The following is a 13,881-nucleotide window of genomic DNA, read 5'->3' on the forward strand; positions in this document are numbered from 1 at the left end:
AATTAAAAATTTTTAGATCTAAATATATCTAAATAGTAATAGTTAAGTATTAAAAAAATTGTTTCAGTTACATTTACATCCTCGACTGCTTTTAGCTCAGGAGAATTAAATGCAAAAGAAAATTCAACTTTCTTTTCGTTATAGTAAATATCTAAATAATCATTTGCAAAATATATCGCAATATTATCGATGTCAAAAATTGCTTGTTCTTTTATCTTAAAGCAAATAAATGCTCAAAATAATATAAACAAATCCTTAAATGTAATTTTCTTCAAATTATTTTTAAGATGTTTCATATTTAGCCTTATTACTATTAAACTATTCTACCATATTTTTGTTTAATTCTAATTTCTTAGAAATTTACAAAATTTTTAAAAAAGTATTTTTTTTCATAAAATTTCTTTTATTTTATAGGATTTTGGTTGTTTTTTGTTTCTTTTTTGGTTAAATTTTAAATTTAATACTGTTGTTTATTAAGATAATAAAAATATTTGTTGATTATAGGTTTATAATAGATAAGATGTTTAGGAGATAATTTATGGTATTTATTTTTGATCACCCTCTTATTAAAGATAAGTTAACAAGAATGAGAAAAATTCAAACTCAATCAACTAAATTTAGAGACAATTTAAATGAAATCACACAATTAATGGCTTATGAAGTTACAAAAAATTATGAGCTTAAAGATATTGAAATAGAAACACCAATTTCAAAAATGACTGGTAAAAAATTAAAAGATAAGGTTGTTTTAATTCCAATTTTAAGAGCTGGATTAGGAATGGTAGATGGTCTTAAACAACTTATTCCAACTTCATCAATCGGACATATTGGAATATATAGAGATGAAGAAACTGCTCTTCCAAAACAATATTATTGTAAAATGCCTCCTAGTTTAACTGGTGGAAATGCAATTATTTTAGATCCAATGTTAGCAACTGGTGGTTCAGCTTCTGAAGCAATTAAAATAGTTAAACAACACAATCCAAAATCTATATCATTTGTTTGTCTTCTTGCAGCTCCAGAAGGTTTAGAAAGACTAAAAAAAGAACACCCAGATATTGATATTTACATTGCATCATTAGATGAAAAATTAAATGATAAATGTTATATAGTTCCAGGTCTTGGTGATGCTGGTGATAGAATATTTGGGACAAAATAATTATCAAAATTTTTATAAATAAAAAATATGGAATTAGCTAGATTTAATATTCTAACAGTTTCCATATTTTTTTATCTATTATATGATTCTTGAGCTGCATGTGTCATTAATCTATAATCATTAAAGTTTTTAACATCTGTTAAATCTCAACAATCTGTGTAACTCATTGCTAAAGTTAAATAACTTACAAAGTTTTCAACTCAACCACTAATTCTATGAATAATTGGTATTTCTTTAATTAAACCCTCTGATGTTTTAAAAGAAACTTTTTCATTATTAGCAATCGCTATTTCTTGTTGTGCTTTTTTTGTAGACATTCCATAAAAAATTTTTTTGTAATCATAGATGTCTGGTCTAAATTCTAAATTAGATTTATCAACTGAATGATCACCAAGTAAGTTTCATGATGTAAATACATCTTGATCATTTTTGTTTTTATATCAAATTTCACCAGGTGATTCTCAACATTGACTAAACAATCTTCCACACATTACATAATCAGCACCTAAGAAAAGTGATTTTATAATATAATCATAATTTTTCATTCCACCATCAGCTACAATCTTTGCAGGTTTTTTAGTGAAATTAATTTTATAAGATTCATACATTTTCATTTGTATTTTTTTACACTCAACAATTAAACTTCCCATTGGGTAAAAAATTCCTGTATTAGAAGCTGTTAAACAACCACTTCCACCACCAATTCCAACTCTAATGTAATCTGCACCTGATTCACTTAAATATCTATATGTTTCTGGGTTAGCTATATTTCCACACATAACAACTACTTTATTACCAAATTCCAATTTTAGATATCTAATAACATCTTGCATTTTTTTCATGTGGCCATTTGCTATGTCAATACATATATAAATTTTTTCTAACGTTTTTAAATAACTTAAGTTCTTCTTTACATACTCTTCTGTTTCGCCAAGACCCATAGCTACAAAACATTTATCTATGAATTTTATCCTATTTTCAAAAGGAACACTTCTTGGCATAATAACATTTATTTTATTTTCCTCAAAATATTGATAAGTTTTTTCATCAACAACTGAAGACATTGGAGCTGTAAATAAAGGCAGTTTACCATTAATAAATGGATTGCATTGACTTCTTGTTCTTATGTTTGTAACAGCTTTAGGATAAATACAAACTTCTTGAATGCTAAATAATAAATCATTCTTACTCATAAAATCATTACCTCTAATTATTTTTTATATTGAGTTTTAAAGTTTTTTATTTTTTCATCTATTGGTTTGTTTGGTACTTTATGATGGTGTCTACATCTAACAGTATAAGCCTCATAATTTCCAATCTGAATTATTGGAGAATTATATGATGCTGGTTTATTTTCAATTAATCTTTGTGTAATTGTTCCTGGGGCACCACACTCAGTACAGACAGCACTTAGTTTTGTAACATGTTCAGCATGACATGATAAAGCTGCTGTCACTTGAAAAGGTTCGTTTTTAAAATCTCTATCAAGTGCTGCAACATAAACAATAACACCAGAATCTGCTAGTCCTTCACAAACCTTAACTATTTTAGGATCAGCAAATTGTGCTTCATCTATTGCAACAACTTGTGGGTGAACAATATTGTTTAATACATGTTCTAAAATTTCATATGGATCTGAAAATTCAATAGCACTCATGTTTCTACCATCTCTTGAAGCAACAACTTTTTTGCTTCTAGTATCAATTGATGGTTTAAATAACAAAAAAGAAACATCTGCATATTCAAGTCTTTTTAATCTTCTTAATAGTTCTTCAGATTTACCAGCAAACATTGGTCCACATATTAATTCAATTCATCCTTTTTCTTTTCCAAAAGCATTAAATTTTGCCATAAATTCCTCCAAATATTAAACATTAAACTTAAAGTTGCAGATATCGCCATCTTGCATAATATAATCTTTACCAGCTAGTTTTAGTTTTCCAGCATCTTTAACAGCTTGTTCACTTTTTAAAGCCACTAAATCATCATATTTAATAATTTCAGCTTTTATAAATCCCCTTTGAAAATCAGTATGAATTATTCCTGCACATTCTGGTGCAAACATACCGTTAACAAAGGTTCAAGCTCTTACTTCTTTTTTTCCATAAGTAAAAAAAGTTGAAAGATTAAGCAATTTATATGAACTAAAAATTAGCTTATCAAGTCCTGATGAAGAAAGATTTAGTTCTTTAATAAATTCTTCTTTTGATGCTTCATCAAGTTGAGAAATTTCATATTCTATTTTCACAGAAAGAGCAATTATATTTTTTTCTCCAACAAGATTTTTTAAAGCTTGGTAATGTTTATTAGATTCATATGTTGTAATATCATTTTCATCTATATTAGCAACATATAACATTGGTTTTAAAGTAAGAAGGTTATAGCTTTTAATAATCAATTTTTCTTCTTCTGTTAAACCTAATGTGTTGGCTAACTTATTATTAGTTAAATGATTAATTAATCTATCACAAATTTCTTTTTCTTTTATAGATTCTTTATTTCCAGATTGTGCTTTTTTAGCAATTTTTTCAATTCTATTATTCAACACATCAAGATCAGCTAAAATCAATTCAAGGTTAATTACTTCTACATCTCTTATTGGATCAACTGAGTTGTGAACATGTGTAATATCATCATTATCAAAACACCTTACAACATGACATATTGAATCCACTTCTCTAATGTTTTGTAAAAATTTATTACCCAATCCTTCACCTTTTGATGCACCTTTAACAAGTCCTGCAATGTCTACAAACTTAAAAGTAGTATAAACAACACTATCTGGTTCTATCATTGATGTTAGAACCTTCATTCTTTTATCTGGTACATTAACTATCCCAACATTTGGTTCAATGGTTGCAAAAGGATAATTTGCAGCTTCAACCGTTGAGTTTGTAATTGCATTAAATAATGTTGATTTACCAACATTAGGTAATCCAACAATACCTGTAGATAAGTTCATTAAATACCCCCAAAAAATGAAAAATGAATCTTTAAAAGACCCATCTTTAATATTAAACTAAGCTTTTCCTAACGAACCAAAAAGAGTTAGTTTTTCAATTATTGTTTTCTTTATTGCTTCAGTACCTGGTTTTAATAACTTTCTAGGATCAAATCCTTTAGCTTTTGTATCAAGATCTTTTTTATCTTCAATGTATTTTCTAGTTGCTTCTGCAAAAGCTACTTGACACTCTGTATTAACATTAATTTTTGAAATACCTAAACTAATTGCTTTTTTAATTTGATCTTCTGGAATTCCAGTACCACCATGCAATACAAGTGGTTTGCTAACTTTTGAACTAATTTCTTTCAAAGTATCAAAACTTAAACCTTTTCAATTTTCTGGATATAATCCATGGATATTACCAATACCTGCTGCTAACATTTGGATATCAAGTTCAGCAATTTTTTGACATTCTTCAGGATTTGCTACTTCACCAGCACCTATAACCCCATCTTCTTCTCCACCTATTGTACCAACTTCAGCTTCAACAGATGCTCCATATTTTTTAGCTAATTCAATAATTTCTTTTGTTTTAGCTAAATTTTCTTCAAAAGGAAAATGTGATCCATCAAACATAACTGATGTAAATCCTGCTTTCAAAGCTTCCACTGCTCCTTCATAGCTTCCATGATCTAAATGTAAAGCTACTGGAACTTTAATATCCATATATTCCATTAAGTTATTTGTCATATCAACAATGTTTTTAAAACCACATTGATATTTTGCTGCACCTTCAGATACACCAACAATTATTGGTGAGTTTGTTGAATTAGCAGCATCTAATATTGCCTTTAATCATTCTAAGTTGTTTGTGTTGATATGTGCAATTGCATATTTATTAGCTCTTGCTTTTTTTGTCATTTCAGTAACATTAACTAATCTTGATTTTGTTACAGACATGGTAAATACCTCCTAATTACTCTAAATCATCATCAACTTCAACTTCGTCATCATCTAAAACAATTTCATCATCGTCATCGTCATCTACTGGTTCATCATCTGAACTTGAACCATCATCTCCATGACTAGAAATAACAGTTTTATCCATATCATCATCCTCTTCTATATCATCTGTTTGAATAGTAGGAGTTTTTCTTGGTGATGAAGTACCCTCTTCTTCTTCATCAATGATAAGATCAAGTTGTTCTTCTTTTTCTTCTTTTGAATGAAGTTCATGCTTTTCAGCATCTGACATATATTTATCTGCATCTTCTTCATGGTATTCTTCTAAACCAAACATTGAAGAAGTAATCTTATTAATTTCAGCATTTGTGTAATTTTCTCTTAGAGATCATTTTTGTTTACCAAGTGATATAAATCTTATATCTTGTAGTATTTCAATATATAAATCAATAGCCTCATTTTTAATTAATGGGTTTGATTTTAATAAAAGTTCATATAACTCTTTAAAAGTAAATGGAGATTCTCCAAAATTTTTCTTAGCACAATCATATGCTGTATCAATTAAATGTCTTTCCATATGTTCCCCTCAAACATTAATATTTTATATTATTTAGTTCATTAATTTATAAGATTTGTATTAACTAAAATAAATTTATTATCTATATCATCATTTCAAGAAAAAGCATTAAATTTATCATTATTGAATTTATACAATTTATTTGTTTTAGCATTAATAATATTTATGATGTTTTTATCACCTGGATAATATATCATCTTTTCATTTCTATCAATAACTTTAAATAAATACTTTTTATCAATATGTTTTATTTGATCTGATTTTCAGTTAACTTTATTTAGTATTTGATCACTATATGTAATTGAAATGACCCCTTTATGGTTTATAAATGTATTTATTAAACCATTTAAAATTTTATCTCCAATGATTCTTAGAGAATCAATAAATGCCAGAAAGTTTCAATCAGTATACTTAATGTATTTTTCTAATTCTAATTGTCCTTCATTAAAAACAAGATTTCCATACAATTCAAAGTAATTAATATTATTTTTGTGAATTTCAAATTGAGATTTTAAATCTTTTAATCTTAGTAAAATTAGTTCTAAAACTCATTCATAAATATATGTGTTTTTATTACTAAAAATGTCTTTATGCATGTAATATCTTGATAACAAAAAGCTTTCTATTACATTTATTGATTTATCTGAAAAATATATATCATTATCAATTAAAAATGATCTTTCAATTAAAAAATCAACATCAATAGTACCATAATGAGTTCCTAAGAAATATGAGTCTCTTAACATGTAGTCAATTCTATCAACATCAAGATTTGAAGAAATAAGTTTTGAAATTCATTCATACTTTGAATTTCCCTCATAAACATCAATTAAATCCATTGGTTTAATTTCGTTTTTAACCAAAACTCTATATATGTTTCCATAGGGATTAAGAATCATTTTTTTTGTTACATCTTCATGGTTTATCTTGCTTATTTTTTCAAAAACATGAGAAAATGGTCCATGGCCTATATCGTGTAACAGTGCTGAAGCTAAAAATAATTTTCTTTGGTATAAAGAAATTTTGTCTTCAAAAAAATCTGCAAACTTTTTAGCAACTTGAAAAGTTCCTAATGAATGCATAAGTCTATTATGACTTGCAGATGGGAATATTTTATAACTTACTCCTAATTGATATATACCCTCAAGTCTTATAACTTCTTCGCATTCTAAAAGTTCTAATATTCATTTGTCCTTTTTGAAGTCAATTTCTTTATGAACTGGGTCTTTTATATAGTAATCTTTTTTAATATCCATTGTATAACCTTATTTTTTCTTGTTTAAATTGTTGTAAATTTTATTTACATTTAATAAAACTTTATCTTTTCCTAAAATGAAAAGTACTTTAGCTAATTCAGGACCATGTTCACTATGTGTTGATAATAGTCTAATAGGCATGAACAAATTTTTACCGCTTCTGTTTGTTTCTTCTTTGATTTGTTTAATAATTTCATTTATTGAATCTACTGATCATTCAACTGATTCTTTAATTTTGTTTTTGTATATTTCAATGAATTCTTTAATTCCTTCTTCTTTAAAAATAGGAGATTTTATAATTGGATTAATATCTTTTTCTTGTAAGAAATTTTCATAGATTAAATCATTTAGTTGTTTTGCATAAGTAATTTGATTTTTAAATAATAAGATAACTTCAGTTTTGTGTTTTTCAATTTCTTTTCATTCTATTTCTATGAATGGTGAAACAAAAGCAACAAAAGCACTATCTGATAATAATTTAAAATGTTCTGAAGATATTCATTCCATTTTTTTGAAATCAAACATTGTTGATGATTTGCTAACTTTATTAATATCAAAGTTTTTAATTGATGTTTGCATATCAAATATTTCTTTACCATCAGGTGCAGCCATTCCTAAAAGATACATAAAATTAACTATAGATTCAGGCAAAAATCCCATATTTTTATAATCTTCTATAAATTGCTTAAGTTCTATATTTCTTTTAGATAATTTTTTTCCAGTGTCATCAACAATAACTGATAAATGACCATATTGTATTTCACTTTCAAAACCTAAAGCTCTTTTAATTGCTAATTGGTAGGGAGTGTTTGATATGTGTTCTTCCCCTCTAATAACATGAGATATTTTCATATCATAATCATCAACAACAACAGCAAAGTTATACATTGGAATGTTATTAGATTTTAATATTACAGGGTCTGTCAGAGCGCTTGCTGGAACAGATATTTCACCTCTTACAATATCGTTTCATACAAACAAATCATTTGCATCAATATTAAGTCTTATAGAATATGGAACATTATTTTTTAAGTTTGTTTGAATTTCTTCTTCAGTTAATTTCAAACATGTTTTGTTGTACTTTGGTGTTTGTTTTTTATCTAAAGCTTTTTTTCTATCTTCCTCTAATTTTTCTGGTGTACAAAAACATCTATATGCTTTTTTTTCTTTTAATAATTTATTAGCTAATTCTTGATATCTTTTTAATTTTTCAGTTTGAATATATGGTCCATAATTACCTGGATTTAATAATGATTCATCTGGAAAAATTCTTAGTCATTTTAAATTGTTTAATTGAGACTCTGCTCCACCTTCAACATTTCTATCAATGTCAGTATCTTCAATTCTTACAATAAAATCACCATTGTTTTTTTTAGCAAATAAATAATTAAATAAAGCTGTTCTAGCTCCACCTATATGGAATAATCCAGTTGGTGATGGGGCATATCTTGTTCGCACAATCTTATTGGGACTATTATTATTCATATTTATAAAACCTCCGAAATTTTGAAAAATGTTCCCCCAGAACCAGAGAGTAAATAATTTTGGTCCTCTTTATTGATTCTATTATAAATTTCACTTATAGATGGATATGTATTTAAACAAGCTACAAGTAAATTATTCACCAATAAATTATATTGTTTCTTTTTAATTTTAGTTAGTTCTTTTTTAATACTAGACTTTTTTAAATTCTTTAGATTTAGTGTATCAAATGTTTTGAATACATTACTTGTTTCACAATTTATTTTAGTTAGTAAAATATCAAACTTTAATTCATTTTTAAATTTGTGTTTTTTTACTTTTTTACCAAAGTTTTTAACTATTGCATAATCATAGTCATAAAGAAAGAAAATCATATCTGAACTAATGTTATGAAGAATATCAATTAGTTTTTTATTTGGTTTAAATTTTTTATTTGTTTTTACTAACGCTTTAACTATTGATGCTGCGTTTGAACTTCCACCGCCCAAACCAGAAGACACTGGAATGTTTTTATTTACTATAATTTTGTAATGATCTTTTATATAATTATTTTCTCTTAATATTTTTAATGTTTTAGTTATTAAACAATCTTTTATAGTGATTTGTTTTTTTTCTCAATAATAAATTACTTCATCTATGTTTTTATTTGTATGCTCAATTATTATTTCATCAAACAAATCTTTATGAAGAGCAAAACAACTTTTTATATCATGTAATTTGTTTTTTTTATTAAGTGGTTTAACTAATAAAAATAAATTAACCTTAGCGTAACTTCTAATATTCATCATTTACATCAACTCCTCATATAATGAAAGAATTTGTTGTGGAGAAAGTTGTTCTGCCCTTACATCATCCTGAATATTACATTTTACATAAGCTTTGGTTAATTTATCTATTGAATAATTTTTCTTTAAGTTATTAGATATTTTTTTTCTTTTTTCACTAAATAATAATTTTAAAAACTTTTCTATTGACTCAATATCAATAGAAGTTTTTTTTGGTGTTATTTGAATAACTGTTGAATATACATTTGGTTCTGGATAAAAAACAGTTGGTGGAACATCAAATAATTTTTTAACATCTGCTAATAAGTTAATTAAAACTGTATAACCATTATATTTTTTACTATTAGGTTTAGATATTATTCTATTTGCCATTTCAGTTTGAACCATTAAAAACATATCATCAACATTTTTAGATTTTATAAGGTTAATTATTACTTGTGAAGATATACTATATGGAAGATTAGATATAACCTTTTTTGATGTTCCATCTTTTTGATTTAATAAGTTGTTGATATCAACTTTTAAAATATCTGAATTTATTAATTCTATACTTGAACCATTGAATTTATTTAACAAAAATTCAAATAATCTTTTATCAAATTCAATAATTGTAAAGTTTTTTGTTTTAGAAATAATGTAGTCACTTATTGCTCCAAAACCTGCACCAATTTCTAAAACAAAATCACTTTCTTTTATGTTTGCTGCATCTACAATTCTTTTTTTATAATCATCAGATAATAAAAAATTTTGACCCATCTTTTTAGATGGATAAAAATTTTTTTCATTCATAAATTTTATAATTTGTTTTTTATTCATATTCTTAGTAAATACCAAGCGATCTTAGCTTGTCTTCAAGAGTTGTTCCTTTTTTACGTTTAGCCATAATTAATTTATGAATTATAAATGCTTGTAGAATAGTAAATAATGAAGATAAGAATCAATATAAACCAACACCTGATGGAGATGAAACAACTACAAATATTAATACAACCATCATTATTGTTTGTATAGTTTTTGTTTTCTTAGCTTGTTTTTTAGCTGATTCACTTAATGGAACAGCATTTGTACTTCTTTTCTTAGCTAATCATTGTGGAATTTTTTGAGATATAACTTGTGCTGGAATTACTATCAACAAGAAGAAGATATAAACTCAACCACCATTAGATAAGTTTTGTAATATCTCATTTAATGGAGTATTACCTAGATATCATATTGTAAATAAACTTGTAGATTTAATTGGTCTTAAGATTGTAACAACTCTATATACAATCAAGAAAATTGGAAGTGTAACAAACACTTGTTCAAACATAGCAAATGGTTTTATGTTGTATTTTTTATACAACTCATTCATTTCCATATGTTTCTTTTGTTTACCCTGGGTATCTCGGACATCTTTATATTTAGCATTTATTTCAGCTATTTTACCTTGGATCTCTGACATTCTTTCAGATTGGATTGTAGAACGTATAGAAATTAATAAGGTAATAGTTCTAATAAGGAATAATAAAACAAATATAGCAAGTAATGTATTTAAACCACCTCATGCGTCTCTAAGTGGATACATAATTTCTAAAACTAGTGCAGCACCAGGATAGACAAATAAAGCAAAGAATGGTCCATACATAAATCCTCAATTTTGAATTGAGAAGGTGTAGTACTGGGCATCTCCATTAGCTGATAAGTCATATCTAAAGTCACCTGTAGTACCAAAGTTATATCCAAATTCTAAACCTTGTCCAATTATTGTTTGTGTTCTTGTTTCTGATTCAAAACTTGTTTGAAAACATCCTCATAAACCCATAAGGAATAAAAACATATAAATAAGAAGTTTAGTTCATTTGAATATTTGTTTAAATATTTTTTTTGTTAAATCTTTTTTTGCTTTATTTGGATCGTTTTGTTGATTTCAAAAAGGAGAAGCTACAAAACTATAAAGATTTGTATTTCTTTCAGACATTTTCTATACTCCTTTTTAAAACTACCTTTTATATTTTACCTTTTATTGTTCTTAATTTTATCAATTAATTTATTAAGAACTATTTTTTTACTTTCAAAACTTGCTTTAAAAAAATCAGGTTTTACAACTACTAATACATCTTTTTTTAAATTCAAAAAATTTTCATTATATAGTATGTTCTTTATTTGTCTTTTTGCTTTGTTTCTTTGAACAGCAAGTTTTTGTACTTTTTTATTTATAGCTACACTAAGTCTTGAATGATCTAATTTATTATTAGCAAAATAGACGATATAAAAAGAAGAATAAAATAATGATTTTTTAGCGAAAAGATTATCAAAATCTTTTCGTGACTTTAACATATATTTACTCTTCATAATTTATACTAAATTGTTTGATCAGAAACAGTTAAACTGTGTCTTCCTTTTTGTCTTCTTCTTCTAATAACATCTCTTCCTTCAGAAGTTTTACTTCTAGATAAGAATCCATGTGTTTTAGCTCTTCTACGTTTATTTCTTTGTAATGTTCTCTTCATAACTTATACCTTTCTTACTATAAATGAAATGCTAATTGAAATAAAAAACATCTTTATAATGATATCATATTTTATATTTTAGGCATATATAATAACATATTTTGTTAAAAAAGAATAAGGCTTTTACACCTTATTCTTAAACTTTAATGTAAGATTATGCTTTTTTAATTAAAATATCTGGATTTCTAAAGTTTCAGCTAACAAAGTTTCAAGGTTTATTGAATTCTTTAAAGTTTCCGTCTTTATCTTTTACACCAGCTTCTGGTAATGAGAAGATGATTGGGAATACAGCTAATCATATAACAAAGAACATAACTATAACAAAGATAGTTCCAGGTTGTTCTGCACCTTTTAAATATCCTGTACTTTGAAGAGTATCCATTGTTTGAGAAAGTGATAATTTATGTTGTTCCACCATATCCATCATACTATTACCACCACCATTTGTTGTCCCATTCATTAATTCTTTTCCTTTAGTAACAGCACTTGAAACAATTTTGCTATTAACAGCACCTGAGTTACTTCCTGAACCTGTTCAGTAACTTAAAGCTAATGATAATGTTAATTCAACAATTGTATATCCAACATAACCAACACCTCAGATAATACCAGCAATTATACCTGCATATGTTGGGTTAGATTTTCTGTGTTGTTGATATAAAGCTAATAGAACTGGTTGAACACCTCAAGAGAAAATACCACTCAAGAAAATGAAGATAAAGAAGAATGATAAAGCAGCTTTGTTACCATATCCACCTAAATATCCACATAATAGTGAAATTAAACAGAATACAGCAGCTATTGCAAAAGAGAAGTTAATAAATGTTTTTCTTTTGTAAATAGTTTTGTTAAATGGAGAAATAACAAAGAAACCAATTAAGAAACTACCAACAAATAAACAAATGTATGTAGGTCAAATTCAATTAAATCCTGAACCAACAACTACACTAGTACTTGTTGATAAAGTAGCACCTGCCATACTTGTAGCAGTCTTATCATTTGCTAAATTTCATTCAACTAAGTAATAAATGTTCATTGGTGAATTTTCAACAAAACTTCTCATTGAACCACTATTAATAAACACAACAATTACTAATCAAATAATGAAAATAGAAGACATTTTTCATGTATAGCCATCTTTGAAAACTTGTCCAAATGTTGTTTCTGGAACAACTCCACTATTTTTCTTTTGTCTTGGAACAACTTCAACACCCATAATTACATAAACAACTAACAATATAGCAATTAAACCAACAAAAACTGATAATATTGTTAATCAAATTTCAGGTTTTGAGTTAATAACAGAACCTAAACCAAAAACAAAGAATATGTTTGCAAAGAAAGCCCCACCGTTAAATCCAATTTGATTTAAACTCATGAAAGTAGGTCTTTTTTCTACTGGCATTTTAGCAATTACTGAATTTGTATAAGTGATTAATGTAGTACCACCTATTGCTAAGAATAATCTAAAAAATAAGAATAATCCAAAAGCTGTTCCATTTAAATTTGGAGTACCTGGTCATTTAATACCAACAACTATTAAATATGGAAAAGCTAAAACCATTAAAGTTAAAACTATAGTTACAGCCCATTTATGACCGACTTTGGCCAGTAGTCAACCAGCCAAAATAGATCCAACACCACGCATTAACGTAATTGTTCAGTTAGGCATAGAGTTTAAAGCGACATCTGATGTTGTACCAATATTCGAATTGTAACCTGGTGCAAAGTTACCAATTGAATATCATTGAACAACAAATAAAAAATATCCCAATAAAATAATTCCTCACATGACAACCAATTTAGCATTACTAATAGGTTTGTCTTGAGTTTTATCTACACCCATTGTTTGAACAGAATTATCTGTTACTGGTGTTTGAACTGTCTTATTACAATCATTCATTGATAATGAAGACATACTCTTTTTTTCTCCTAAAAATATTATGTAACAAAAATTTGCTACTACTTAATTTTATCAATAAAATATATTTCGGTTAATTTGTTTATTTTTTTAATATAAATATTTTTATCGTTAAAAAATTTACTGTTTTAATAATATTTTTTACATATAAACCAAATAAATAAAATTTCGTTTTTTAAAATGATTACTTTTAATAAATAAAAATAATAGGAAATAAATAATAGAACAACAATATTAAAAATAGATAATTTTATTTATAATATGTGTTTTAAAATAAATAGTTGAAATTTAATACTAGGACTAAT

The 13,881-nt window shown here is 26.1% G+C and carries 15 protein-coding genes; 1 reads left to right on the forward strand and 14 read right to left on the reverse strand.

What is annotated here, in order from left to right; genetic code table 4:
• Positions 1 to 2: 2 nt before the first annotated feature.
• Positions 3 to 296, reverse strand: coding sequence for a hypothetical protein (locus EXC57_RS05060; protein ID WP_004024621.1), 294 nt, complete (start codon positions 294 to 296; stop codon positions 3 to 5).
• Between the two features lie 242 nt (positions 297 to 538).
• On the opposite strand from EXC57_RS05060, the gene upp reads away from it, so the two are divergent.
• Complete coding sequence (gene upp, locus EXC57_RS05065) at positions 539 to 1,159, forward strand: uracil phosphoribosyltransferase (RefSeq protein ID WP_004024622.1); 621 nt, start codon at positions 539 to 541, stop codon at positions 1,157 to 1,159.
• A 71-nt stretch (positions 1,160 to 1,230) separates the two neighbouring features.
• On the opposite strand, the gene EXC57_RS05070 is transcribed toward upp, so the two are convergent.
• From EXC57_RS05070 to EXC57_RS05130, 13 genes are all read right to left on the reverse strand, one after another.
• On the reverse strand, positions 1,231 to 2,352 hold the full coding sequence (locus tag EXC57_RS05070) for an IMP dehydrogenase (RefSeq protein ID WP_129692721.1): 1,122 nt from the start codon (positions 2,350 to 2,352) through the stop codon (positions 1,231 to 1,233).
• Positions 2,353 to 2,369: 17 nt separating this feature from the next.
• A complete protein-coding gene (locus tag EXC57_RS05075; protein ID WP_004024624.1) occupies positions 2,370 to 3,011 on the reverse strand; it encodes a thymidine kinase in 642 nt (213 codons plus the stop codon).
• Positions 3,012 to 3,026: 15 nt separating this feature from the next.
• Positions 3,027 to 4,121: a redox-regulated ATPase YchF gene (gene ychF, locus EXC57_RS05080; RefSeq protein ID WP_004024625.1), complete on the reverse strand. Its 1,095-nt coding sequence runs from the start codon at positions 4,119 to 4,121 to the stop codon at positions 3,027 to 3,029.
• A 57-nt stretch (positions 4,122 to 4,178) separates the two neighbouring features.
• Positions 4,179 to 5,063, reverse strand: a complete 885-nt coding sequence (gene fba, locus EXC57_RS05085; RefSeq protein ID WP_004024626.1) for a class II fructose-1,6-bisphosphate aldolase — start codon at positions 5,061 to 5,063, stop codon at positions 4,179 to 4,181.
• Positions 5,064 to 5,079: 16 nt separating this feature from the next.
• Entirely contained in the window at positions 5,080 to 5,643 is a 564-nt protein-coding gene (rpoE, locus tag EXC57_RS05215) for a DNA-directed RNA polymerase subunit delta (RefSeq protein ID WP_004024627.1), read from the reverse strand.
• A 41-nt stretch (positions 5,644 to 5,684) separates the two neighbouring features.
• Positions 5,685 to 6,899, reverse strand: a complete 1,215-nt coding sequence (locus EXC57_RS05095; protein ID WP_129692722.1) for an HD domain-containing protein — start codon at positions 6,897 to 6,899, stop codon at positions 5,685 to 5,687.
• Between the two features lie 9 nt (positions 6,900 to 6,908).
• The gene (gltX, locus tag EXC57_RS05100; protein ID WP_004024629.1) at positions 6,909 to 8,384 is read right to left on the reverse strand and encodes a glutamate--tRNA ligase; all 1,476 of its coding nucleotides are present in this window, start codon (positions 8,382 to 8,384) and stop codon (positions 6,909 to 6,911) included.
• A gap of 2 nt (positions 8,385 to 8,386) precedes the next feature.
• Entirely contained in the window at positions 8,387 to 9,169 is a 783-nt protein-coding gene (locus tag EXC57_RS05105; protein ID WP_004024630.1) for a GHMP family kinase ATP-binding protein, read from the reverse strand.
• Complete coding sequence (gene rsmA, locus EXC57_RS05110; RefSeq protein WP_129692723.1) at positions 9,170 to 9,982, reverse strand: 16S rRNA (adenine(1518)-N(6)/adenine(1519)-N(6))-dimethyltransferase RsmA; 813 nt, start codon at positions 9,980 to 9,982, stop codon at positions 9,170 to 9,172.
• A 4-nt stretch (positions 9,983 to 9,986) separates the two neighbouring features.
• Complete coding sequence (gene yidC, locus EXC57_RS05115) at positions 9,987 to 11,123, reverse strand: membrane protein insertase YidC (protein WP_004024632.1); 1,137 nt, start codon at positions 11,121 to 11,123, stop codon at positions 9,987 to 9,989.
• A gap of 35 nt (positions 11,124 to 11,158) precedes the next feature.
• On the reverse strand, positions 11,159 to 11,497 hold the full coding sequence (gene rnpA, locus EXC57_RS05120) for a ribonuclease P protein component (RefSeq protein ID WP_081463006.1): 339 nt from the start codon (positions 11,495 to 11,497) through the stop codon (positions 11,159 to 11,161).
• 8 nt (positions 11,498 to 11,505) lie between these two features.
• Positions 11,506 to 11,655 (reverse strand): 50S ribosomal protein L34, encoded by a 150-nt coding sequence (gene rpmH / locus EXC57_RS05125; RefSeq protein WP_004024634.1) that lies wholly within the window; start codon positions 11,653 to 11,655, stop codon positions 11,506 to 11,508.
• Between the two features lie 154 nt (positions 11,656 to 11,809).
• On the reverse strand, positions 11,810 to 13,573 hold the full coding sequence (locus EXC57_RS05130; protein ID WP_129692724.1) for an MFS transporter: 1,764 nt from the start codon (positions 13,571 to 13,573) through the stop codon (positions 11,810 to 11,812).
• Positions 13,574 to 13,881: the final 308 nt, after the last annotated feature.

Source organism: Malacoplasma iowae, assembly GCF_900660615.1.
In the GTDB taxonomy this organism is placed as follows: Bacteria; Bacillota_I; Bacilli_A; order Mycoplasmatales; family Mycoplasmoidaceae; genus Malacoplasma; species Malacoplasma iowae.